This is a genomic window from Streptomyces sp. NBC_00631 (assembly GCF_045206895.1).
Taxonomy (GTDB): Bacteria; Actinomycetota; Actinomycetes; order Streptomycetales; family Streptomycetaceae; genus Streptomyces.
Genome location: NZ_CP107734.1, coordinates 847,072 through 870,026, shown reverse-complemented (window position 1 = coordinate 870,026; position 22,955 = coordinate 847,072). Strand labels below are relative to the sequence as shown.

The following is a 22,955-nucleotide window of genomic DNA, read 5'->3' as shown; positions in this document are numbered from 1 at the left end:
CAGGCATCGAGGAGAAGGAAGGGAGGTCCGGGCACCATGAGTCGCATTCCCGCGCCCGCGGAGTTCCGCGCCGAGGCCCGGAACTGGCTGACCGGCGTGGCGAGGGAGCGCGCCGCGCACCAGGACTGGGGCCGCGGCGACGACTCGGTGGCCGTCTTCGAGAACTGGACCGAGGCACAGGAGCGCGCCCACACCGACCTGACACGCCAGTGGGAGCGCACCCGGTACGACCAGGGCTGGGGCGCCCTCGACTGGCCACCGGAGTACGGGGGCCGCGAACTGCCCTCGTACTACGAGCAGTTGTACCGAGCCGAGGAAGCCGCCTTCGAGGTGCCGCGGCGCACCGAGGTCTTCCCGGTCACCCAGCAGCTCGTCGCTCCCGCCATCCGCGTCTGGGGCACGGACGAACAGAAGCGGCGCTGGCTGCGTCCCATGCTCCGCACCGACGAACTGGCCTGCCAGCTCTTCTCGGAGACCGAGGCGGGCTCCGACCTGGCCGGCGTCCGTACCCGGGCCGTACGCGAAGGCGACGGCTGGCTGGTGCGCGGCCACAAGGTCTGGACGTCCGGTGCCCGGGTCGCCACCTGGGGCGTGGCCGTCTGCCGCACCGACCCCGACGCCCTCAAGCACGCGGGCATCACGGTTCTCCTGGTCCGGATGGACGCGCCGGGCGTGACCGTACGGCCCATCCGGCAGATGACCGGCGGCTCCAGCTTCAACGAGGTCTATCTGGACGACGTCTTCGTGCCCGACACCGACCGGCTCGGACCGGTCGGCGAGGGCTGGCGGGTCACGCTGACCGTGCTCGCCGCCGAACGCCTCGACTCCGGCGGTCTCGGCCTGGACAACGCCGAGCGCGCCCTCGACCTCGCCCGGCATCTGCCGCGCCCGCTCACCGGTGGAGAGCGGCAGCAGGCGGCCGACCTGTACGTCCGCGCCCTCGTGCAGCGCCTCACCGGACTGCGGGTGACGGCAGCCCTGGCGGCCGGCCGCGAACCGGGCTCCGAGGCCTCGGTCGGCAAGCTCCACGCCACCGCGACCATGCGCGCCACCACCGACCTCGTGCAGCAGCTCCTCGGACCGCGGCTGGCCGCCGACACGGGGGAGTGGGGGACCTTCGCCTGGACCGAGCACCTGCTCGGCGCCCCCGGCTACCGCATCGCAGGCGGCAGCGACGAGATCCAGCGCAACATCCTGGCCGAGCGAGTGCTCCGGCTGCCCAAAGAGCCCAAGGGAGCGGCCAGTTGAGTACGACGACCGAAGTGGCCGAACTCGGACGGCGGGTCCGTGAACGGCTCGCCGACCGGCATCCGCACGAGCCGCCAGGGGAGCTGCGCACCCTGCCGGGCGGACATTCGGGCCTCACCTACTCCCTCACGGCGGGAGAGGTCTCGTACGTCGTGAAGGCGGTGCCGCCGGGGCAGCGGGCCGTCGGCCGCAACGACGTGCTGCGGCAGGCCCGGATCCTGCGCACGCTCGCCGGATCACCGGTGCCCGTCCCCGCCGTCGTCGCCGTGGACGAGACCGAACCCGCCTGGTTCGCGATGGAGTTCGTGGACGGCCAGGCCGTCGAGCCGGTCCTCGACGAACACCGCCTGGACCCCGGACTGTGCCGCACCCGCATGCTCGCCCTGGCCGGCGTGCTGCGGGATCTGCACGGGACGGCGAGTCCGGAGGTTCCCGAACCTCTCGGCCCGGCGGAGGAGCTGGCGCGCTGGAGCCGCACCATGCGGGCGGTTCCGGACGAACTCCGCCCCGGTTCCGAGGAACTGCTGCGCGCCCTGGCCGCACGCATCCCCGAGCCCGCATCGCTGACCCTCACCCACGGCGACTTCCGCCTCGGCAACGTCCTGTGCCGGGGCGAGCGGCCGGCGGCCGTCGTCGACTGGGAGATCTGGGGGTACGGCGATCCACGCATCGACCTCGCGTGGTTCCTCCTCTTCACCGACCACCGAAACTTCCCCCGCCTTGGCCGCGCCGTCCCCGGTCTGCCCACCGAGGAAGAGCTGCTCACCGCCTACCTCGACGGCCGTCCCGAACCTCCCGCTCTCGACTGGTTCCGTGCCCTGGCCCGCACCAAGATGGCCGCGATCATGGGGCACAACCTGCGCAGGCACCGCGAGGGCAAGCACCACGATCCCGACCAGGAGCGGTTGCCCCCGACCATCGCGGCGATGATCCGCACGGCCGGCGACATCCTCGCCCAACGGTCCCGACGGTCCTGAAGGAGCCGCACCATGGATTTCGGACTCTCCCCGAGGGCCGAGGAACTCCGTTCGCGCATGGCCGCGTTCATGGCGGAGTACGTCCTGCCCGCCGAGCCCGTCCACGAGCGTCAGCTCGCCGAGGCGGACGACCCGCACCGACTCCCCCCGATCATGCGGGAGCTGCGGGAGAAGGCACGCGCCGAGGGACTGTGGAACCTCTTCCTCGCCCACGGCGCATGGGGCGCGGGCCTCACCAACCTTGAGTACGCCCCACTCGCCGAGCTGGCGGGCCGCTCCGTCATCGGCCCCGAGGTCTTCAACTGCTCGGCCCCGGACACCGGCAACATGGAACTCCTCGCCCTCTTCGGCACACCGGAACAGCAGGACCGCTGGCTGCGGCCGCTCCTGGCCGCCGACATCCGCTCCTGCTTCGCCATGACCGAGCCCGAGGTGGCCAGCTCCGACGCGCGCAACATCCGCACCCGCGTCACCCGGGACGGCGACGAGTACGTCGTCAACGGCCACAAGTGGTACACCTCCGGGATCCTCGACCCGGACTGCAGGCTGATCATCCTGATGGGGGTCACCGACCCCGACGCGCCCGCCTACCGGCGGCAGAGCATGCTGCTGATCCCGCGCGACACCCCCGGCATCACCGTCCTGCGCGACCTGCCGATGTTCGGCTACACCGACCGCTGCGGCCACGGCGACGTGCTCTTCGAGGACGTACGCGTGCCCGTGTCCGCGCTGCTCGGCGGCGAGGGCGACGGGTTCGCGCTGGCCCAGGGGCGGCTCGGGCCCGGCCGTATGCACTACGCCATGCGCGCGGTCGGATTCGCCGAACGTGCCCTGGAGCTGATGTGCCGCCGGACCCTGACCCGGACCGCCTTCGGCGGCCCGCTCGCCGAACAGGGCGTCGTGCGCGAGTGGATCGCCCGCAGCCGGATCGAGATCGAGCAACTCCGCCTGCTCGTCCTGAAGTCGGCGTGGCTGATGGACACCTCGGGCAACGCGGCCGCCCGTACCGAGGTCGCCGCGATCAAGGTGGCCGCGCTGGAGGTGGCCCACCGGGTGGTCGACCGGGCGGTCCAGGCGCACGGGGCGGCCGGGGTCAGCGACGACACCGTGCTGGCACGGCTGTACGCGATCACCCGGGCGCTGCGGATCGCGGACGGGCCGGACGAGGTGCACCTGCGCACCGTCGCCCGGCGCGAACTGGCCAGGTATCCCGAGGAGTCGGCATGAACGCACCGGTACTGGACGGACGGGTGGCCGTGATCACCGGCGGCTCGCGGGGGATCGGCCTCGGGATCGCGAAGGCATACCGCGAGGCGGGTGCCCACGTGGTCATCGCCGCCCGCAAGCCGGACGGACTGGCCGCCGCCCGCGCGGAGTTGCTGCGGGTCAAGGGCGACGGCGAGGTGCACGAGGTGGTCGCCCACGCGGCCCGGCCGGAGGACGCCGAACGGTGCGTCGAGGAGACCATGGGCCGGTTCGGCCGGCTCGACGTGCTGGTCAACAACGCGGCCACGAACCCCTACATGGGCCCCCTCCTCGACCTCGACCCACCGCGGGCCCAGAAGACCGTCGAGGTCAACCAGTACGGCATGGTCGTCTGGACCCGGTACGCCTGGCAGGCATGGCTGCGGGAGCACGGGGGAGCCGTCGTCAACATCGCCTCCGTCGGCGGGCTGGTCGTCGATCCGCACATCGGCTGGTACAACGCGACCAAGGCGGCGATGCTCCATCTGACCCGGCAGCTCGCCTACGAACTCGGCCCGCACGCCAGGGTCAACGCGATCGCGCCCGGCCTGATCAAGACCGAACTGGCGCGGGCCGTATGGGAGCCCAGGGAGCCGATCCTGACCGCGAGACTGCCCCTGCGCAGGCTGGGCACGGTCGAGGACGTGGCGAACGCGGCGGTGTTCCTGGCGTCCGGGGCCTCGTCCTGGATGACCGGCCAGACGCTCGTCCTGGACGGCGGGGCGACCGCGCTGCCGATCGGGGTCGACGGGTGACCGGCGCGACCGCGAACCTGTTCTCGCTCGAAGGCCGCACGGCCGTGGTCACCGGGGCCTCGTCGGGGCTGGGCGCGCGCTTCGCCACCGTGCTCGCGGCCGCCGGCGCCACCGTGTTCGCGGCGGCCAGGCGGCCGGACCGGCTGAAGGAGCTGGCCGACCGCGACCCGCGCATCCACCCGGTCGTCTGCGACGTGGCGCGGCAGGCGGACCGCGTCCGGCTGGCCGAGACCGCCTTCGAGCACAGCGGCCGGCTCGACGTGCTGGTCAACAACGCGGGGGTACCCGGCGCCGTACGCGCGCAGGACGAGAGTCCCGGCGACTTCGAGACCGTCCTGGCCGTCAACCTCGTGGCCCCGTTCCACCTCGCCCGGCTGCTCGCCGAGGCACGGCGCGATCATGACCGTACGAGATCGATCGTCAATGTCTCCTCCGTCCTGGGGCTCGTCTCCGGTGCCCCGCTCGGAGGGGCCGCCTACGCCGCCTCCAAGGCGGGGCTCCTCGGCCTGACACGCGAACTGGCCGGACAGTGGGGAAGGTCGGGGGTGCGCGTGAACGCCCTCGCTCCCGGCTGGTTCCGCTCCGAGATGACCGACGGGCTGTTCGCCGACGAACGCTCCCGGCGCTGGGTGGAGCGCGGCACGATGCTCGGGCGCGGAGGCGCACCCGGAGAGCTCGACGGAGCGCTGCTCTACCTGGCCTCGGACGCGTCCTCGTACTGCACCGGCCAGGTGCTCACCGTGGACGGCGGGTGGACCGCGCGATGACGATCACGACCGAGATCGACGACGACGGGGTGGCCCATGTCGAGATGTGCCGGGGCTCGGGCAACGCGATCGACCTCGCGATGGCCAGGGGGCTGCTGGAGGCGGCGCGGGAGTGCGCGGCGGCCCGGGTACGGGTGGTGCTCCTCACCGGGCGGGGGCCCTCCTTCTGCGTGGGAGGCGACCTGAAGGAGTTCGGTGCCCTGCCCGTGGAGCGGCTGGCCGGACACCTCGTCGACGTCACCGACGCACTGCACGGGGCGCTGCGGATCCTCGCCGGCCTCGACGCGCCGCTGGTGGCGGCCGTGCAGGGGGCCGTCGCCGGGGCCGGACTCGGGCTCGCCATGGCCGCCGACCTCGGCTTCGCCGCCGCGGACGCCCACTTCACGGCGGCGTACACCGCGATCGGGTACTCGCCGGATGCCGGGGTGAGCTGGCTGCTGCCCCGCCTCGTCGGCCCCAAGCGGGCACTGGACCTGTTGCTGACCAACCGGCGGGTGCCCGCCGCGGAGGCGCTGGAGACGGGGCTCGTGAGCAGGGTCGTCGCACCGGAGCGGCTCCAGGAAGAGGCCGCGGGCGCCGCACGGGCGCTGGCGCGCGGCGCCACCGAGGCGTACGGCGTCACCCGGCGCCTGGTCGCCGGCGCGTTCTCGGCCGGGCTGGACGAACAGCTCGACGCGGAGGCCCGCCGACTGGCCGCGGCCGCGGTGTCCGGGGAGGGACGCGAGGGCATGGCGGCGTTCCTCGACCGGCGGGCACCGGACTTCACACGTGCCGCTCGACGGTGACGGGCGGGGCCGCCCGTCGCCTGCGTCCCGTCGATTCGAAGCCAACCTGAACTTGGGTCTACTCTCGGACGACCGGACGGTGATCGGAACCGGCCGTGGAGCAGAGGGAGAGGCGATGGCAAGGGCACGGATCGTGGATCCGGAGGAGGGGCCCAGGTCGAAGCGGGCGGCCATCCTGGTGGCCGCCGTGGAGCGGTTCGGGGAGGACGGCTACGAGAGCACCAAGTGGTCCGAGGTGGCCGACCGGGTCGGCATCGGCCAGACGGCGCTCTACCACTACTTCGAGTCCAAGGCCCACTGCCTGCTCACCATCATGCGCCTGGAGCTGCAGCGCTCCCACGACCAGTTCGTCGAGGCCACGAAGGACGTGACGGAGCCGGTCGAGGAGGTCCGCGCCGCGGTGCGCTCCGCCTTCGCGGTCACCGAGCAGGAGATCCGCCAGATGCGCATCCTGCAGGCCAACATGTCCCTGCTGGCCAACCCGCGCAAGTCCAAGCGGGAGGAGACCGAGCGGGTCGCGGCACGCCAGCTGGTGCAGATGGTCGAGCGGGACTGGACGAACCTGCTGATGCGGGGCATGTCCAAGGGCGCCTTCCCGCTGCGGGACGCGCACACGCTCGGCCTGGCCGTGCTCGGCATGATCGTCAGTGTCTGGCGCTGGTACCGCCCGACCGGAGCGATCCCGCTCGCCGAGATCAGCGAGATGATCGAGGGGTGTGTGGTGCGCATGGTCGCCGAATAGCCTCCGGCTCCGTCCCGCCTCTTGTCCGGGCCGGGGCGGTCGTCTTACAGTCAAACTGAACTGAACTCAGGTTGTTTCTCGGTTCTCGAGGTTCTTGGTTTTCACGTTCGTAGGGAGAGCGATCGGCAATGGTGCTTCGCGAATACATGGCCCGTATGGACGGCCAGGATCCGGAGAAGGCCCTGGAGCTGGTGGAGCCCGGATTCCGTTTCCTCATCGCCCTGCCCGGCGGTGAGCGGAGCGGCACGTCGCGCGAGGAGTTCGCCGCGTACATAGCAGGGCGTCAGGCCGCGGACCGTACCCATGAGATCAAGAGGTACGCGGTCGACGGCGACGTGGAGACCGCGTACGGCTTCGTTGTGGAGCGGGGTGTGACCACGGGGGCCTTCCTCTCCGCCGTACAGGTCTCGCCCGCCGGGCTGATGGCCCGCTACCAGTCCTTCTTCACCACCGGCTTCGACCTGGTGGACCGGCCGTGACGGCCCCCGCCCCGCAGGCCACCGCGGCGTTCCTGACCCGGTGGTTCGCCATCCTGGACGGCGAGGACGCCGACCGCATCCTGGACCTGATCAGCGACGACTTCTCGTTCTCCATCCTCTTCTCGACCGGTGGCGGCGGCGCCGCCGACTTCCACGGCGGCCGGGCCGAGATGGAGGGCTATCTCGCGCAGCGCGAGGTGGGCGTCCGTACGCATCACCTGCTCACGGCGGGCACCGTCGGCCGGGACGAGCTGTTCCTGGGCGAGGTCCGGCGCTCCGGGGTGCCGGAGGCGACCTTCGTGGCAGGGGCCCGCCTGGACGAGGCCGGCCGGCTACGGCGGCTGATGATCGGACGCTCGCCCGAGGTGCTGTTCACCTGAGAAGCCCGAGGAGGGCCCGATGTACAACCTGATCCTGCTGGCCGCCCGGCCCCCCGAGTGGACACACGAGCGGTTCATCGTCTGGTGGCGCGGCGAACACGCCGAACTCACCCGCGCCCTGCCCGGCCTGCGGTCCTGGCGCCACACCGACCTCGACGCGGCCCTCGAACCGCGTTCCGAGGGCTGGGACGGGGTCTCGGTCCTGAGCTTCGACACCGCCGAGGACCTGCGCAAGGCGCTGGACAGCCCCGCGTGGGCGGCAGCGGTCGCCCAGGTCGGGGACATGCGGGGCCGGCGGATCGCCGTGATGGGCGGCGAGGCGGAGATGTACCCCGGCTGAGCTGCCCGGCGGAGACGGGACAGCCACCACCACCGTTCGCTCGACGAGGCGAGGAAGCAGCGGATGCGACAGACAGTTCGGGAGTTCCAGCGACGCGCGGAGGCTGCCGACTTCACAGCCGTGGTCGACGACACGGGCCGGCACAGCGCGCGCGAGCTGCTGGCGCGCGCGGCCGAACTGGCCGACGTCATGGCACCGGACGGATCACCCGGCGGAACCCTCCTGCTCCAGGCCGACAACTCCTGGCGCACGGTCGCCGCGACCCTCGCCGTGGGGATGACCGGCGGGGTCCTGGCCCTGGTCAACCGCCACACGACCCGGACCGAGTTCGCGGCGGCCCTGGAGGACATCCGCCCCGACACCGTCATCGCCGAACCGTCCGCGGCCGAGGCGTGGCAGGCGCGAGAGGGCGTCGCGGGCGCCGCGGAGTCCGAGGCCCTCGACGGGTGGGCGCTCCTCGCGGCCCGCGGCCCGCGCGATGTCTCCCGCTGGTCGGGCGGCACGCTCATCGGCCTCACGTCCGGCTCCACCGGGCGTCCCAAGGGGGTCGTCCAGTCCGAGAGCGCCCTGCGCTACGCGTGCGCCCGCACCGCGGACATCAACGGGCTGCGCGACGGCGACGCGGTGGCCGCCGTCGTGCCCCTCTCCTCGACCGCCGCGTACTGCTTCGGCGTGTGCATGGCACTGGTGCTCGGCGGCCCGCTCGTCCTGAGCGGCCGCTGGGACCCCGAGGAGGCGCCGGCGCGGATGTCCGCGAACGAGGTCCGATGGACCATGTGCGTGCCCACCATGGCGCTTCAGATGGGCTCGGCGGCCGCCGGGTCACGGGTCCTCGAAGGCGTCCGCTCGATCACCGTCGGCGGCGGTCCCATGGACCGCGGCGCCCTCGCCCGTGCCGAACGCTCGCTCGGGACCCGGATCCTGCGCGTCTTCGGCATGTCCGAATGCCTCGGGCACACCTCCCCGCGGCCCGACGACCCCGAGGAGATCCGGCTGGGCTGGGACGGCCGCCCGTTCCCCGGCACCGAGCTGCGCGCGGTCGCCGCCGACGGCACCGTCCTGGGCCCCGGCCTCACCGGCCGGGCCGAGGTCCGCGGCCCGTCCCTGTTCCTGGGATACGCCCGCGACGGCAAGGTCGAACCGCCCGCCCTCACCGGCGACGGGTTCTTCCCCACCGGAGACCTGCTGGTGACCGGAGACGACGGGACGGTCACGATCATGGGCCGGGAGAAGGACGTCATCATCCGGGGCGGCCGCAATCTCGACATCACCGAGATCGAACGTGCCGTCGCCGCCCATCCGGGGGTCGCCCGCGCGTGTGTGGTGCCGGTACCGGACCCGCTGCTCGGCGAACGGGCGGCCGTGCTCGTGGTCGCCGAGGACGGCCACGCCGGTATCGACCTCGACGCCATCACCGCACACCTCGACCACACCGGTCTGTCCAAGGCCAAGTGGCCGGAATTCGCTTTCACCGTAGCCGAGTTGCCGCAGACGACGGTGGGCAAGCTGGACCGCCCGGGAGCCCGCACACTCGCACACGAACTGCACGCCCGGCTCTCGCCGGAGCCGACGGCCCGGCAACCGCACCCGCGAGGAGACGCATGACCACCCCCATGGCCCGTACCTCCCACACCCCCCACTTCGACCGCGGCCGGTGGTCGGAGGCGGGAGCCGAGACGGTACGGCCCGGCGTCCACCGCATCCCGCTCCCGCTGCCGGACGACGGGCTGCGCGCGGTCAACGTCTACGCGCTGGAAGGCCTGGCCGAGGGGCTGGTCCTGATCGACGGCGGCTGGTCGATCCCCGAGTCCCGCAGGGCGCTGGAGAACGCGCTCGCCGGTCTCGGCCACGACCTCGGCGAGATCAGCCACATCCTGGTCACCCACATCCACCGCGACCACTACACCCAAGCCGTCGCCCTGCGCGGGCTGCTCGGCTCCCGGGTCTACCTGGGCTCCGGCGAACGTCAGGGACTGGAGCTGCTCGGATCACTGCGTACGACACAGCCGGCCGGTTCGCTGGAGACCCTGACGCGGGCCGGCGCGGGCGAACTCGCCGAGCGGGTGGCCGCGATGGACCACGGCGACTTCGACCCGGGCGTGTGGGAGGCTCCCGACCGCTGGCTGGAGGCGGAGGAACTCCGCTTCTCGGACGCGAGCCTGCAGGTCATCCCGACCCCGGGCCACACCCGGGGACATGTCGTCTACCTGGACCAGGCCCGAGGCCTTCTCTTCTCCGGGGACCACGTACTGCCGCACATCACCCCGTCCATCGGCTTCGAACTCGGCCCGGCCGAACTGCCGTTGGGGGACTACCTCGACTCGCTGCGGATGATGACAACGCTCACGGACGCCCGGTTGCTGCCCGCGCACGGCCCGGTGGGCGACAGCGTGCACGCCCGGGTCGGTGAACTGCTGGCCCATCACGACGACCGGCTCGCCCAGACCCTCGCGGCCCTCGGCGACCGCACGCTCAACGCGTACGACGTGGCGGGGGAGCTGGGGTGGACACGCCGCAAGGTGCCCTTCGCCGATCTGAACCCCTTCAACCAGATGCTCGCGGTCAACGAGACCGCGGCCCACCTCGACGTGCTGGCGGCCCGCGGTCACGTCCGGCGCACTCGGTCGGGCGAGGGCGTCGACCACTACACCGCGCACCCTCGCGTCACCGCCGAAGAGCAGGCCGGGTGAAGCCGACTGCGGTTCGGCGACGCCGCAGCGGGGCGCGGGGAACTGCGCGACCAGCCACTGCGGCGCCGCGGACGCCGGACGACCCGGTTCGGCACTGCCGGCGGAGCGCTCAGCGTGCCGTCCAGCCTCCGTCGACATACAGCTCCGAGCCGGTCATGAAGCTCGCGTCGTCGGAGGCCAGGAACGCCACGGCCGCCGCCACCTCCTCGGGCGTGCCGAGCCGGCCGAGCGGTGTGCCGTCGAGCATCGCGGCCAACCGCGGTGTGTCCCGCCACAGTTCACGGGACCGAGGCGTCTCGATGAACCCGGGGTGCAGGGAGTTCACCCGGACACCGCGCCTCGCCCAGTGCAGGGCGGCGTTCTTCGTCATGAGACGCACGGCGCCCTTGGCCGCGTGGTACGAGAACTGGGAGCCGAAGCCGCCGACCGTGCCGAAGATCGACGCGACGTTGACGACCGAGCCGCCGCCGGATCGCCCGATGGCCGCGCCGGCGTGCTTCATGCCGAGCCAGACACCGGTCTGGGTGACCGCGATCACCTGGTCCCAGGACTCCCGGGTCTCCGTCTCGACGGTGCGCATCGCGGCGATGCCGGCGTTGTTCACCAGGACGGACAGGGAGCCGAGCCGGCCTGTCACCCGGTCCACGACGTCCTTCCAGGCCGACTCGTCCGTGACGTCCAGTGCCAGCCCGACAGCCCCGCCTCCGACCTCGTCGGCCAGCTTCTCGCAGCGCTCCGCGTCGACGTCCGTCACCACCACCATGGCGCCCTCGGCCGCGAACCGCCGTACCACGGCGTCGCCGATGCCTCCGGTCGCGCCGGTCACCAGGGCCACCCGGCCGGCCAGCCTCGCCTCCATCACGCCCGTCCCTCCCTCAGCCCTTGACGCCGCGCCAGGCCAGCGCGCCGCCGTCGATCACATAGGCGGCGCCGGTGATGAACGCGGCGTTGTCCGAGGCCAGGAAACAGGCGAGCCGGGCCACCTCCTCCGGCCGCCCCAGCCGGTCCACCAGCTGCGGGGCCAGCAGAGCCCGTTCCGTCGCCTCGCGGTCCTCGGACGCGGCGAAGTGGTCCTGCGTCAGCTGCGTGTCGATGACGCCGGGGCAGAAGCAGTTGCAGCGCACCGGGGCCAGGTCGACCGCGGTGACCTTGGTCAGATGGATGACACCGGCCTTGGTGACCCCGTAGGCGGGGCAGTTGGGGAAGCCGACGAGGCCGGAGACGGAGGCGGTGTTGACGATGGCCGGGCCGCGGGTGGAACGCCGCAGATGAGGTGCCGCGAACTTGGTCGTCAGCCAGACGGCCTTGAGATTGATCTCGTACACGGCGTCCCAGACCTCTTCGGGGAGCGAGCCGACCCCGTGGTCCGGGTCGGTCGTGAACGCGGTGTCGATCACTCCGGCGTTGTTGACCAGCACGTCAAGGCCGCCGAAGCGCTCGGCCGACCGTGCCACCATGGCCTCGATGTCATCGCGCATGCGCAGATCGCACCCGATCGTCTCGGCCTTCGCCCCTTCGGCGCGCACCCTTTCGGCGGTGTCGCCGGCGGCCGTCTCGTCGAGGTCGGCGACGGCCACCGCCGAGGCGCCCTGCCGGGCCAGCTCCACCGCGATGGCCCGGCCGATGCCCCGGCCCGCGCCGGTGACGAGAGCGACCCTGCCCTTGAGGGGACCATCCATCGTCCGCTCCCTTCGACCCCGAGACGGATCCTGAACTGAACCAACTTCAGTTCACTCCCGGAGTCTAGGTTCCCGCGGGGAGAGCGACAAGGGGCGGGCTCGCGTCGAGGTGCCTCAGGGCCGGTAGACCATCCCCGGCTGGGGCTTGGCGGGGGCGAGCAGTTGCGACACGGTGACGATGGTGTAGCCGCGCTGTTCGAGTGCGTTGAGAATCCCGGGGACGGCGGGCACGGTCCCCTTGTGCAGGTCGTGCAGCAGGATGATGCCGTCGCGGTGGGTCTGGTCGAGCACCCGCTTGGTGATCAGGGCCGAGTCGGTCGTCTCGTAGTCCTTGGCGGTGACGCTCCACAGCACCTGCGCCAGCCCCAACTCCTTGCAGATCTTGGCCACTTTGCGGTTGGTGCGGCCCTCCGGCGGACGCATCAGGACAGGCCTTCTGCCGGTGATCTTCTCGATGGCGTCCTGTGTCCGGGTCAGCTCCGCACGGGCGTCGGCCTCGTCGAGGTCCGTCAGCCTCGGGTGGGTCCAGGTGTGGTTGCCGATCTCCTGCCCCTCGTCCGCGATGCGGCGCAGGATGTCGGGGTACTTCGAGATGTGCCCCCTGCCCTGCACGAAGAACGTGGCGTGCAGGCCCCGCTGCTTGAGGATGTCCAGCAGCTTGGGGGTCGTCGGGCTGGGACCGCCGTCGAAACTGAGGGCCACGCACTTCGCCTTGCGGCAGTCGATGCCTCCGGTCACCGATCCCGATGCCTTGGCCCGGGCGGCGCGCGGCGAGGTGTGATCGTAGGTCGTCACCGTCAGGGCCAGAGTCACGGCGACGGCCAGGACGGCCGCCGCCGCTGTCGTGACGGCGATGAGTATGCGTGAGCGTCTGGTGCGTGCCTTGAAGAGCATACGAGTCCTTTCTTCGGTGGAGACGCGGGACTACCGCGTGCGGGTGAGAGCCGGCTGCGCTGCGAGGTCCCGCGGCCGGATGTCGAGCGTCAGGCGATGCCTCAGACGGCGTCCGAGCCGACGTTCCACCAGGGTGTGGACCAGCAGGGACAGCCCCAGCATGCAGATGACGGACAGCGCCGTCGAGGCCGTCGGCCCCAGCCTCGGGAACGCCTGGACCAAGCCCTTGGCCAAGGGGATGCCGAGGCTCTGGTGGACGAGGTAGAAGGGGTAGGTGAGTGCTCCCGCGGTGACCGGCCAACGCCATCGCAGTCCGGTGAGCGGGCCGATTCCTGCGAGGGCCAGCAGCCCGAGGCAGAGCGTGAGTACGACCGCGCAGACGGCCCAGGAGGGGCGGCCCTCGCCAGGGGGCACGGCGGCGTGGTCGGCCACCCGTAGCTGGAGCACGGTGAGCTGGTAGCACCAGGCGAAACCGAGCAACAGCCAGAGCAGGAGGCTCTGTCCGAACCTGTGCATGAGGTGGAGCACGATCCCGGCGACGAACAGGCCGGTGTACCGGGTCAGTACGAATTCGTCGAGCACGGGTGAGTGGAGTTCAAGGGCGATGACACCGGCCAGGAGCCAGACTCCGCAGAAGGCCACCACCCGCCGGTAGGTCAGGCCGAAGACGAGGAGTGCGGCCATCAGGAGGTAGAAGCGTGCTTCCACCCACAGGGTCCAGCTGACTCCGTCGACCGGATCGAGCCCCAGCGGCCCCGGGGCCATCGTCAGGTTGCCCAGCACCGTGCGAGGGTCGATGCGCGTGGCGGCGGGCCGATCGCCCAGTCGCGAGACCAGGACGAGCAGGACGACCAGGAGCACCGCGCACCAGTAGGCCGGGAAGAGCCGTGAGATCCGGGAGACGGTGAACTGGGCCGGGGTCCTTCCCCAGCAGCTCATGCAGATCACGAAGCCGCTGATGAGGAAGAAGAACTCGACGCCGAGCCAGCCGTAGCGGCTGATCTCGTGCAGGAACGGGGCGGAATCCCGGAGCTCGGTCCTGCCCCAGAAGTGCGGGGTGGGCGTGCCCAGGAAGTGGTAAGCGGCCACCATCAGCGCTGCCACCAGGCGAAGCCCGTCGATCGCCGTCAGGCGCGACTGCCCACTGTGAGGTTCGGGGGACGGCATGTCGGAACCGGCGCCGCGTCAGCAGGCGGTGGGCAGCGACGAGCGGCTGACACGTATCTTCGACCGGCCGTGCGGCCGCTTCTCCCGGTGGCGGCGGGTGTCCGAGGCCGGCACGGCCCGGTGGTGGCCGACGTGGTCGGGATGCTTGAGACGCAGCCACGCGTCCCGGCCGGCCCGGCTGAGATACGGGACGACGCGCCCCGGGTGGCGCAGGGCGTAACCGGTCCTGTGGGTGAGGGCGGCACGGTTGTGGCGCAGTTTCTTCGGCGACATGGCGTCGGCGGGCATGGCGAAGCGACCTCCGTACGGAGCAAGGGAGAAATCCGGGTGTGGGGTAGCGCGTGAGAGAGGGAGACGGCACGGCGACGGCGTCAGACGCGGCGGCGCAGGAGCAGCGCGGTGGCGATCGTGAGCAGCGCGGCCAGGCCGCCGAGGACCGCGGTGTCGGTCCACTGGAAGGCCCAGTAGTCACCGGCCGGGTTGGCCTCGTAGAAGCGGGCCACGTACCCGTGTGCCGCCATGCACTCCCTGAGCTGGGTACCTGACGGGAAGGGGCAGTTGAACACGGATTCGTGGCGGCCGGAGGCGGTGATCAGCCCGTAGTCGCCGGCCGACCACTTGTCGCCCATCGGTGCCTTGGGGGTGATGCCGGCGCTGACGTATGTGTGCGGCGGGACCAGAAGCCGGGTCCAGTGCGTCCACTCCAGCAGGAGTGCCGTCGCCCCCGTCACCAGCAGGGTCAGGCCCATCGCCGCCAGGACCCGGCGGGCCAGCAGGCCCAGCAGGGTGCCGGCCGCCAGGCCGAACAGGGCGGCCGCGACGACGCGGGGGCCCGAGCCGCTCAGGGCCGTGTTGTCGTACCAGAACAGGCCGTAGCTGTGGTCGGCGGCCGGTCGCCACCACCAGGCGAACACCCCCGCGAGCAGGCCGGAGAGGGCGGCCGTGGTCGCCGCGGCCAGGGCGAACCGGGAGGCGAACCACTGACCGCGGCTCGGGCCCTGGGCGAGGATCAGGCGATGTGTGCCCAGTTCCCGGTCGCGGCCCAGCAACGGGGCGCCCCAGAAGACGCCGATGACGACGGGCAGCACGATGTTCAGCGCCCCGAGGTACTTCAGCGGCTCGACGTCCAGCAGGAGTGGCAGGCCGGTGTCCGAGCCTGTGCAGTACAGCGGCCCGGGGGCGCAGTGGTCGAACAGCCCGCTGTGCAGGGCGTCCAGCATGTCCGAGCGGTAGTACGCCGCGATCGCCGCGGCGAGGACCAGGGTGGCCGCACCGATGGCGGCCAGGACGCGCTGCTGGCGCCAGGCGAGCCAGAGGGAGCCTTTCACGCCGCCACCTCCGTCCGCCGGTCCGCGGCGGGCCGGACCGGCTCCTCCTCGGGCTGGAGATAGCCGATCAGGATGTCCTCCAGACTGGGCCGTGCCGTGTGCCAGTCGCCGCGCAGTGGTCCGCGTTGCCGTACCAGGGCGGTCAGCTGTCTGCCGGCGGTGCGGCGCTGTACGACGGTGTGCTGTGCGGCCAGGGCACCGGCTCGGTCGACGGGTCCGGTCAGTACGACGTGGCTCTCGCGCAGTGCTTCGGTGTCCTCGCTCAGCTCGGCGCGGCCCTCGCGCAGCACCAGCACCCAGTCGCAGGTCTGCTCCAGTTCGGGCAGGACGTGCGAGGACAGCACGATGCTGGTGCCACGCTCGGCGGCCTCGGCCATGAGCTCCGCCATGATCTCGCCCCGCGCCACCGGGTCGAGGTCGGCCAACGGCTCGTCGAGCAGCAGGAGTTCGGGTCTTTTGCCCAGGGCCAGGGCGAGCGCGACACGGGTGCGGCGCCCGGGGGACAGTTCGCCGACGCGGGCGTGGAGCGGGATGCCGCCCGCGTGCACGATCCGTTCGGCGGCCGTCCGGTCCCAGGAGGAGTTCAGCTTCTCGCCCATCAGCAGGGTGTCCGCCACGGTGAACCGGGGGTAGAGCGGCTTGTCCTGGGTGAGCAGGGCGACCCGGGTGCGGGCCTCGGCGGTGCCGGGCGCGGCGCCCAGTACGCGCAGTTCCCCGGAGCCGGGCCGCAGGAGGCCACCGGCCAGGTGCAGCAGGGTGCTCTTGCCGGCGCCGTTGCGTCCGACGAGGGCGGCTATCCGGCCGCCGGGCACGGTGAACTCGCAGTCCCGCAGGGCCCAGCCGCCCCGCCTCCGGTACCGGAATCCGAGTCCCGTGGCGCGCACCGCGGCCGGCGCGTCAGGCCCGGTCATGCGTCCTCCTTCTGCCGTCCCGGTCGTCCGGGGTGCGGCTGTGGTGTTCGTTGTCGTAGGCGTCCAGGACCGCTGTGACCATGGCGAGGACATCGGCCCGTTCCAGGCCTGTGGCCCGGGCGCGGTCCACCCAGTCGGTGACCTCCCGGCGCAGCGGCGAGTCGTCCTGCGCGCCGGGCCGGGCGAGTGATCGCGTCACGAAGGTTCCGAGGCCGCGGCGCAGTTCGACCAGGCCGGCCTGCTCCAGATCGCGGTAGGCCCGGAGCACGGTGTTGGGGTTGATGGCGGTCGCCGCCACCACCTCCTTGGCCGTGGGCAGCTTGTCCCCGACCTTGAGGAAGCCCATCCGGAGCGCTCGTTCGGTCTGCTCGACGATCTGCACGTAGGCCGGTACGCCGCTGCCACGGTCGATCCGGTAGTCGATCACGTCGCCTTCCTCGGTCTCCCACCATGCTTGTGCTAATGAATTAATGGAAGCATGGTGGATGTCCGGCGGCGCTGTCAAACGCCTGTGGGCGCGTGCGCGGGAGCGGGGCCGGCGGTGGGCGTACGGGAGTCAGGCGGTGCCGGGTTCCTCGTACGGGATGCGGTTCAGGTGCAGGACCCTGCCGAGAGTGCCCCATTCGTCGCCGCCGAGTTTGGTGAGGGGGCGCAGCAGCTCGCTGCTGGGGCGGTCGTCGACCAGGTAGTCCTCGTCGACCACGGCATGGAGCACCCGCCCGAAGACCAAGGTGCAGTTGCCCATGCGCAGGGTGGTGTGCGAGCGGCACTCCAAAGCCACATGGGCGGCTGCCACCCTGGGCGGCCGCACGGTTCGGCTGGCCTCCCGCTCGATGCCCGCGGCCTCGAATTCGCTCACCGAGCGCGGGAGGTCGACGGCGGTGGCGTTGATGAGGTGCAGGAGCGGCTCGGAAGAGAAGTTGACGACGAACTCGCCGGTTTCCTCGACGTTCCGCAGCGAGTCCTTCCGGCCGATCGAGGTGAACTGGACGATGGGGGGATCGGTGCTGGCGATGCTGAAGAAGGAGTGCGGGGCCAGGTTCTCGGTACTTCCGTCGGGGGTGATCGTGGAGACCCAGGCAATCGGCCGTGGAATGACGACCGATGTCAGGAACCTGTAGAAGTCCGTGCCGCTCATCGCCTCAGGGGGGTATTCCACACGCATGGACCGAGTATCGGACCAGGGCGCCTGAGCCTTCCTCAGCCCGACCAGGTGTGTCGTGCCGAGGTCCGCCGCTCACGCACCATGCGTCTCGTCGGGCGGCTGGTGACCGACAGCTCCGAGCGCCCGTGGGTTGAGGGCGCCCAGCATGCGCTGGAGGTGGGTGCGCACCTGTTCCTGCTCCTCGGGCAGAAAGGGCTGGAGGGCTTCCCGCTCGCACGGTTCGAGAGCGCCTTCGCCTCGCAGTGCCAGCTCCACCCCGGCAGCGGTGACGGACATCTCGACGATTTTCCCGTGGGTGGGGTGCGCCCGCCGCTGGACCAGCCCGCGCTCCACCAGGTCGCGCAGCGCCGCGCCCATGGACTGGGCGGTGACGCCGCAGCGGCGGGCCAGTTCGGCACTGGAGAGTGTCCCGTCCCGGCTCAGCCGGACAAGGGCGCTGTACTGCGCCTGGGTCAGCCCGAGCGGACGCAGCGCCTGTTCGATGCGCTGCGCGTAGGCCTGTGAGAGCTGCCAGAGCAGATAGCCGATGCGCTCGCTGGGGTCCCACACGGTCACGGTGATCTCCACGTATCTGTTAACTTATATCAGGTACCTTACATCATAGGATGGGAGCCCCGTGCCCAGCACCGCCTCCACGAGCCAAGACCATTTTTCCGGCGCCGCTCCGGGGCCGGCGCGGCACCGTCACCGTCCCGGCCCGCAGACGGACGCTCCCCCCGAGCGCTCGGGCCTGTCCGGTCGGCAGGCAGTCCTCAAGCCTGTCATCACGGTGCTCACCATCGGGCTGGTCTTCGTCAGCGTCTTTCTCGCGGCCTTCCATACGCCCAAGGCGCACCGTCTGCCGGTCGCCGTCGCCGCGTCCGACAAGACCGCGGCACTCTTCGACGTCCGGCTCCAGCGTGTCTCGCCGGACGCCTTCCAGGTGGACCGCTACCAGGACGACGCCGCGGCCCGCGGGGCGGTCGAACACCGCCACGCGTACGCCGCGCTGCTGGCCGACGACGGTACGCCCGAGATCGTCTATGCCGGCGCGAACGGTCCCGCCGTGTCCGCGCTGGTGGCACCCCTCGGCACCCTGTGCGCATCCACCTGTGACACGGCGGGGCACAAGATGCCCGTGATCGACGTTCTCCCCCTCTCGTCCGGAGACAGCCGCGGCCTGTCGGTCTTCTACGCGTCGTTCGGCCTGGTGCTGTCAGGCTTCCTCTTCGGCCAGATGACCTATCAAGTGGCACCGCGCCTGTCCTTCGGGCAGCGCGTGTCCAGCCTGGCGCTGTTCGCGGTCGTCGGCGGGCTGGCGGCGACGCTCATCGCGAGTACGGCCTTCGGCGCCATACCTGGCCCCTTCCTGGGCATCGCGGGACTCGTGACGCTGATGGCGGGGGCCGTCGCGGCAGCCACCGTGCTCCTGATCCGCATCTTCGGGCCTGCCGGAGTTCCGCTGGCGTCGATCTTCATGCTGGTCATGGGGAACGCCACCAGTGGTGGAGTGCTGCCGCCCGAATTCCTGCCCGGTTGGCTGAAGCCGCTCGCCTCCGTCATGCCCGCGGGCGTCGGCGTCCGCGCGCTGGACGGGATCGCCTACTTCCACCACGACGGACTGACCAGCGGCATCGTGGTGCTGTCGGCATGGATCGCGCTCTGCGTGGCGGGGCTGTTCCTGCTGGACCGGATCGCCGCATCGGCCGGGATCGTGCACGCCGCGAGGTCGTGAGGTCACCGTGTCACACCCTCCGGCGCTGCCTTGTCTAAGGGGTGTCCAACAACAGACAGAGGGTCTGATGCGTGAAATCGTGATTGTCGGTGGCGGCTATGCAGGCTTCTACGCCGCGTGGGGCCTGGAGAAGAGGCTCAGTGCAGCGGAGGCGCGGGTCACGGTTGTCGACCCCCGCCCCTACATGACGTACCAACCGTTCCTGCCGGAGGTGACGGCCGGATCCGTCGAGGCTCGTCACGCCGCCGTGTCGCTGCGGCGGCACCTGCGCCGCGCCCGGCTGATCGCAGGGACCGTGACCGGGATCCGCCACGCAGACCGGACGATCACGGTGCGGCCCGCCAACGGAGCGGACTACGAACTGCGTTACGACACCCTCGTCGTCACCGCCGGCGCCGTGACCCGCACCTTCCCCATCCCGGGGCTTGCCCAGCACGCGATCGGCCTGAAGCACGTCGAAGAGGCGGTGGCCATCCGCGACCGGCTGATGACCGCGTTCGACCAGGCGGCCTCCCTGCCTCCCGGCGCCGAGCGGCGCAGGCTGCTCACCGTGACGTTCGTGGGCGGCGGGTTCTCCGGAGTGGAGGGCTTCGGGGAACTGCTGTCGCTCGCCACGGCCATGCTGAAGTCGTATCCCGAACTGAGCAGTGACGAGCTGTCCTTCCACCTGGTCGAGGCCCGGGGCCGCATTCTGCCCGAGGTGGGGGACAAGCCGGGCGCCTGGGTGGTCCGCTCTCTGGAACGCCGTGGCGCGCACGTTCACCTCGACACACAGATCCTCTCCCTCGCCGACGGCCATGTGGTGCTCTCCGACGGGGAGGAGTTCGATTCCGCCTTGGTCGTATGGACCGCCGGCAACGCCTCCAATCCGGTCGTGCACAACCACTCGGACCTCCCGATCGACGAACGGGGCCTGCTCGTGGTCCGCCCCGACCTGCGCGTGGGCACCGACAGCGAACTCGTCTCGGACGCATGGGCGGCCGGGGACGACGCGGCCGTTCCCGACCTGGCGTCGACGGTGCCGGGAGCTCACACGGTGCCGAACGCCCAGCACGCCGTACGGCAGGGCAGACGCCTCGCGAAGAACATCGTGGCCGACCTGCGCGGGGGACGCGTCGAGAACTACCGCCACAGCAGTCTGGGGGTGGTGGCCACGCTCGGGCTGGGACGGGGCATCTTCCAGTACAAGAGGATCGTCATCAAGGGGCTCCCCGCCTGGCTGATGCACCGGGGCTATCACGTCCTGGCCGTGCCTTCGTGGGAACGCAAGATCCGCGTCCTCACGGTCTGGCTCACGGCCGCGGTCTTCGGCCGGGATCTCGTCTCCCTCGCCTCCGTCCAGCATCCCCGGGACGCGTTCGTCACGAGTGGCGATCCGCAGCGTGCCGGCGAGAGCCCGACGAGCGGCCGCCCGGCCGCCTGAGCCCGCGGGACAGGCCGGGAGGCCGCCGGAGCCCGCCGGCGGCACATTCGATGCCGCCCCCGAATACCGGCCGCCTGGGCCGCACCCGTCGCCATCCGACTGAGGGCGTTTCCGCCTCTCCTGTGGAGCACACCATGAACACGAGTAAGGAGGCCGCGCGCGGCCTGACCGACATCGAGACCTTCCTGTACCGGCACGCTCATCTGGAAGCGGCACGGCAGCGCGTCGCGGTCTTCACCACGCGGGTGCCCGGGCTGACCCGGGAGCAGAAGACGGACATCGAGAGCTGGTACCTCAAGGAACAGACATACGTCGCCCGCATGGTGACGGAACACATCGCGGCGAACATCAGCGAGGTGCAGCAGCGGCACCGTGTCCGGTTCACGCGCTGGCTACGAGGAACGCTCACCGCGATGATCCTGATCACCGTGGCCATGGCCCTGTGCTCCGCTGTGGTCCTGGGATCGCTGAGCTGAACGGCGGGCGCGTCACGCCGCATCGTGCGCTGCTGAGGAACCGCCACGGTTGCTCGTCGCGGGCCGGCCGAGTCGAATCACCAGATCATGCGATGCGCCTCAGCAGCGTACCGGGCCGCTGCGCTGTCCAGACCCGTCCGGACGCGGTGCACGCGTCCCGGTGCGGCTGCCGCGCATGGTGCGTGGGACGCCGTGTCACAACTCTCGATCCCGGCCGGTCAATGGTTCGACAGGCCAAGCGGACGAGGGAAGCGGGCGGCCGGCCGAATCACTCGATCATGCGATGCGTCCGGACACCACTCTGATCCAGTCTGGCCTGGTTGGCGAAGAATGCATTGATTACCTGAACAGGGTCCTGGTGTGAGCCGATGTGCCGGCTCGGGCGGGGGAGTGGGGCCGATCCGGATCGCTGGTTCAGCTGCGATCGGGCGTCGGTCGTGAGAAGCGCGTCGCAGGGCGGCTTGTCGAAGCCGTCCGCCTGCCAGCGGTAGCGATGCGATCCCGCCATGCGACAGCCGTATCCGGAGGAACGAGGACCAGAGGACCATGCATCTCAAGTCGTCCCCTACGACGAGCGACCTTGACGAGGCTGTTTCTGCCTTTGTGCAGCACCGGGCGCGCCTCTTCGGGATCGCCTACCGTGTGCTCGGCAGTGTGGTCGAGGCTGAGGACGTGGTCCAGGAGGTGTGGCTGCGTTGGCAGAAGACCGACCGCTCCGTGGTCCTGAGCCCCGTGGCCTTCCTGTCCAGCGCTACGACACGTTTGGCCATCAACGTGGCACAGTCGGCGCGGGTGCGCCGGGAGACCTACATCGGGCCGTGGCTGCCCGAGCCCGTCGACACCAGTGTCGATCCGGAGGTGGGCGCGCAGCGGGCGGAGGCCCTGGAGCTCGCCCTCCTGCTGGTGCTGGAGAAGCTGAGCCCCACTGAGCGGGCCGCGTACGTCCTGCGCGAGGCGTTCGACTACTCCTACCCGGAGATTGCCGAGATCCTGCAGCTCAGCGTCGTCAACGTCCGCCAGATCGTGAGCCGTTCACGCAAGCGTCTGTCGGGCGAGCCGCGGGCGAGTGCGGACGCTGTGGAGCATCGACGCCTGCTGGATGCCTTCGTCTCAGCGGCTCGCACCGGGGATGTGGCCTCGTTGGAAGCCGTCCTCGCCCCTGACGTCGTCAGCCTGTCCGACGGCAACGGGCTCCGGGGAGCCGCCCGGGTCCCTGTGGTGGGCCGTGCGCGTGTGGCCAACCTGGCTACCGCCACCCGGCGGTTCTGGCAGGAGACGGACCTGCGACTCGTCCAGGCCAACGGCCGTACGAGCGTGGTGATGCACCGCGACGGTGCCCCCACCGCGATCCTGACCGTCGCTGCTTCGAGAGAAGGTATCCACAGGGTGATGTGGGTGTTCAACCCCAGCAAGATCGCCGCGTTCCTGGACTCCGGCGCCCGCTGCGCAACTGCTCCTGGTCTTGCGTCGGTTGATGGGTGAGTGAGCCTCACTCCCCGGTCGGGGCACGGTCGTTGCGGTGCGGTGGATCCGGGCCGCGGTGACGGTGGCGGGGACGCCGAGTCCGGCGGCGACCGCCGTGATCGCGCTCTCGCCGACCTCAGGGTCGGCCTGGCCGTCGTAGGTGACATACGGCGCGACGAACGTCTCATAGTGTGCTCGGGCTCTGCAGGGCACGTCGGTGATCTTGTACGACGGCCTGGACCGCGGGGTCGTCGGGCGGGATGTGGGGGTGGGGTCCACGGCCACGCCCCCGGTGAGAATCCGGAGGTGGTCGCCGACCCAGGCCG

General features: G+C 71.2%; 26 protein-coding genes. 16 read left to right on the top strand and 10 right to left on the bottom strand.

Annotated features, from left to right (window positions below; all coding sequences use genetic code 11):
• Nucleotides 1-36 precede the first annotated feature (36 nt).
• The 12 genes from OHB00_RS04135 to OHB00_RS04080 all read left to right on the top strand — a co-directional run bounded on the left by OHB00_RS04135 (nucleotide 37) and on the right by OHB00_RS04080 (nucleotide 10,408).
• Entirely contained in the window at nucleotides 37-1,248 is a 1,212-nt protein-coding gene (locus OHB00_RS04135; protein WP_406431320.1) for an acyl-CoA dehydrogenase family protein, read from the top strand.
• Nucleotides 1,245-2,225 carry a phosphotransferase family protein gene (locus OHB00_RS04130; RefSeq protein ID WP_406431318.1) on the top strand — a complete coding sequence of 327 codons (981 nt, stop codon included), beginning with the start codon at nucleotides 1,245-1,247 and terminating at the stop codon, nucleotides 2,223-2,225. The genes OHB00_RS04135 and OHB00_RS04130 overlap by 4 nt, the downstream gene beginning before the upstream one ends.
• A 12-nt stretch (nucleotides 2,226-2,237) precedes the next feature.
• On the top strand, nucleotides 2,238-3,452 hold the full coding sequence (locus tag OHB00_RS04125; protein ID WP_406431316.1) for an acyl-CoA dehydrogenase family protein: 1,215 nt from the start codon (nucleotides 2,238-2,240) through the stop codon (nucleotides 3,450-3,452).
• Nucleotides 3,449-4,225 carry an SDR family oxidoreductase gene (locus tag OHB00_RS04120; protein ID WP_406431314.1) on the top strand — a complete coding sequence of 259 codons (777 nt, stop codon included), beginning with the start codon at nucleotides 3,449-3,451 and terminating at the stop codon, nucleotides 4,223-4,225. The genes OHB00_RS04125 and OHB00_RS04120 overlap by 4 nt, the downstream gene beginning before the upstream one ends.
• A complete protein-coding gene (locus tag OHB00_RS04115) occupies nucleotides 4,222-4,992 on the top strand; it encodes an SDR family NAD(P)-dependent oxidoreductase (RefSeq protein ID WP_406431312.1) in 771 nt (256 codons plus the stop codon). The genes OHB00_RS04120 and OHB00_RS04115 overlap by 4 nt, the downstream gene beginning before the upstream one ends.
• A complete protein-coding gene (locus OHB00_RS04110; protein WP_406431310.1) occupies nucleotides 4,989-5,777 on the top strand; it encodes an enoyl-CoA hydratase-related protein in 789 nt (262 codons plus the stop codon). The genes OHB00_RS04115 and OHB00_RS04110 overlap by 4 nt, the downstream gene beginning before the upstream one ends.
• A 115-nt stretch (nucleotides 5,778-5,892) precedes the next feature.
• A complete protein-coding gene (locus OHB00_RS04105) occupies nucleotides 5,893-6,519 on the top strand; it encodes a TetR/AcrR family transcriptional regulator (protein ID WP_406431308.1) in 627 nt (208 codons plus the stop codon).
• A 128-nt stretch (nucleotides 6,520-6,647) separates the two neighbouring features.
• Nucleotides 6,648-6,998: a nuclear transport factor 2 family protein gene (locus OHB00_RS04100; protein WP_406431306.1), complete on the top strand. Its 351-nt coding sequence runs from the start codon at nucleotides 6,648-6,650 to the stop codon at nucleotides 6,996-6,998.
• On the top strand, nucleotides 6,995-7,378 hold the full coding sequence (locus OHB00_RS04095) for a nuclear transport factor 2 family protein (protein ID WP_406431304.1): 384 nt from the start codon (nucleotides 6,995-6,997) through the stop codon (nucleotides 7,376-7,378). Before OHB00_RS04100 ends, OHB00_RS04095 begins: the two co-directional genes overlap by 4 nt.
• A gap of 19 nt (nucleotides 7,379-7,397) precedes the next feature.
• On the top strand, nucleotides 7,398-7,718 hold the full coding sequence (locus tag OHB00_RS04090) for an EthD family reductase (protein WP_406431302.1): 321 nt from the start codon (nucleotides 7,398-7,400) through the stop codon (nucleotides 7,716-7,718).
• A 63-nt stretch (nucleotides 7,719-7,781) separates the two neighbouring features.
• Nucleotides 7,782-9,323 (top strand): class I adenylate-forming enzyme family protein, encoded by a 1,542-nt coding sequence (locus OHB00_RS04085; protein WP_406431300.1) that lies wholly within the window; start codon nucleotides 7,782-7,784, stop codon nucleotides 9,321-9,323.
• A complete protein-coding gene (locus OHB00_RS04080) occupies nucleotides 9,320-10,408 on the top strand; it encodes an MBL fold metallo-hydrolase (protein WP_406431298.1) in 1,089 nt (362 codons plus the stop codon). Before OHB00_RS04085 ends, OHB00_RS04080 begins: the two co-directional genes overlap by 4 nt.
• A gap of 109 nt (nucleotides 10,409-10,517) precedes the next feature.
• Here OHB00_RS04080 and OHB00_RS04075 read toward each other — a convergent pair whose 3' ends face one another.
• The 10 genes from OHB00_RS04075 to OHB00_RS04030 form a co-directional block, all read right to left on the bottom strand.
• A complete protein-coding gene (locus OHB00_RS04075) occupies nucleotides 10,518-11,267 on the bottom strand; it encodes an SDR family NAD(P)-dependent oxidoreductase (protein WP_406445608.1) in 750 nt (249 codons plus the stop codon).
• Between the two features lie 16 nt (nucleotides 11,268-11,283).
• On the bottom strand, nucleotides 11,284-12,087 hold the full coding sequence (locus OHB00_RS04070) for an SDR family NAD(P)-dependent oxidoreductase (protein ID WP_406431296.1): 804 nt from the start codon (nucleotides 12,085-12,087) through the stop codon (nucleotides 11,284-11,286).
• A gap of 114 nt (nucleotides 12,088-12,201) precedes the next feature.
• On the bottom strand, nucleotides 12,202-12,981 hold the full coding sequence (locus tag OHB00_RS04065; protein ID WP_406431294.1) for a polysaccharide deacetylase family protein: 780 nt from the start codon (nucleotides 12,979-12,981) through the stop codon (nucleotides 12,202-12,204).
• A 30-nt stretch (nucleotides 12,982-13,011) separates the two neighbouring features.
• Nucleotides 13,012-14,085 carry an acyltransferase family protein gene (locus OHB00_RS04060; protein WP_406431292.1) on the bottom strand — a complete coding sequence of 358 codons (1,074 nt, stop codon included), beginning with the start codon at nucleotides 14,083-14,085 and terminating at the stop codon, nucleotides 13,012-13,014.
• An 81-nt stretch (nucleotides 14,086-14,166) separates the two neighbouring features.
• Nucleotides 14,167-14,436, bottom strand: coding sequence for a hypothetical protein (locus OHB00_RS04055; protein ID WP_406431290.1), 270 nt, complete (start codon nucleotides 14,434-14,436; stop codon nucleotides 14,167-14,169).
• 83 nt (nucleotides 14,437-14,519) lie between these two features.
• Complete coding sequence (locus tag OHB00_RS04050; RefSeq protein WP_406431288.1) at nucleotides 14,520-15,476, bottom strand: transporter; 957 nt, start codon at nucleotides 15,474-15,476, stop codon at nucleotides 14,520-14,522.
• Nucleotides 15,473-16,387 (bottom strand): ATP-binding cassette domain-containing protein, encoded by a 915-nt coding sequence (locus tag OHB00_RS04045; protein ID WP_406431286.1) that lies wholly within the window; start codon nucleotides 16,385-16,387, stop codon nucleotides 15,473-15,475. Before OHB00_RS04045 ends, OHB00_RS04050 begins: the two co-directional genes overlap by 4 nt.
• Nucleotides 16,374-16,814 (bottom strand): GntR family transcriptional regulator, encoded by a 441-nt coding sequence (locus tag OHB00_RS04040; protein ID WP_406431284.1) that lies wholly within the window; start codon nucleotides 16,812-16,814, stop codon nucleotides 16,374-16,376. Before OHB00_RS04040 ends, OHB00_RS04045 begins: the two co-directional genes overlap by 14 nt.
• Nucleotides 16,815-16,943: 129 nt before the next feature.
• Nucleotides 16,944-17,552, bottom strand: a complete 609-nt coding sequence (locus OHB00_RS04035; RefSeq protein ID WP_406431282.1) for a flavin reductase family protein — start codon at nucleotides 17,550-17,552, stop codon at nucleotides 16,944-16,946.
• 72 nt (nucleotides 17,553-17,624) lie between these two features.
• Nucleotides 17,625-18,107 carry a MarR family winged helix-turn-helix transcriptional regulator gene (locus tag OHB00_RS04030; RefSeq protein WP_406431280.1) on the bottom strand — a complete coding sequence of 161 codons (483 nt, stop codon included), beginning with the start codon at nucleotides 18,105-18,107 and terminating at the stop codon, nucleotides 17,625-17,627.
• Between the two features lie 61 nt (nucleotides 18,108-18,168).
• On the opposite strand from OHB00_RS04030, the gene OHB00_RS04025 reads away from it, so the two are divergent.
• The 4 genes from OHB00_RS04025 to OHB00_RS04010 all read left to right on the top strand — a co-directional run bounded on the left by OHB00_RS04025 (nucleotide 18,169) and on the right by OHB00_RS04010 (nucleotide 22,647).
• Entirely contained in the window at nucleotides 18,169-19,266 is a 1,098-nt protein-coding gene (locus OHB00_RS04025; RefSeq protein ID WP_406431278.1) for an ABC transporter permease, read from the top strand.
• Nucleotides 19,267-19,333: 67 nt separating this feature from the next.
• Complete coding sequence (locus OHB00_RS04020; protein ID WP_406431276.1) at nucleotides 19,334-20,689, top strand: NAD(P)/FAD-dependent oxidoreductase; 1,356 nt, start codon at nucleotides 19,334-19,336, stop codon at nucleotides 20,687-20,689.
• Between the two features lie 134 nt (nucleotides 20,690-20,823).
• The gene (locus OHB00_RS04015) at nucleotides 20,824-21,165 is read left to right on the top strand and encodes a hypothetical protein (protein ID WP_406431274.1); all 342 of its coding nucleotides are present in this window, start codon (nucleotides 20,824-20,826) and stop codon (nucleotides 21,163-21,165) included.
• A gap of 546 nt (nucleotides 21,166-21,711) precedes the next feature.
• Nucleotides 21,712-22,647: an RNA polymerase sigma-70 factor gene (locus OHB00_RS04010; RefSeq protein ID WP_406431272.1), complete on the top strand. Its 936-nt coding sequence runs from the start codon at nucleotides 21,712-21,714 to the stop codon at nucleotides 22,645-22,647.
• Nucleotides 22,648-22,955: the final 308 nt, after the last annotated feature.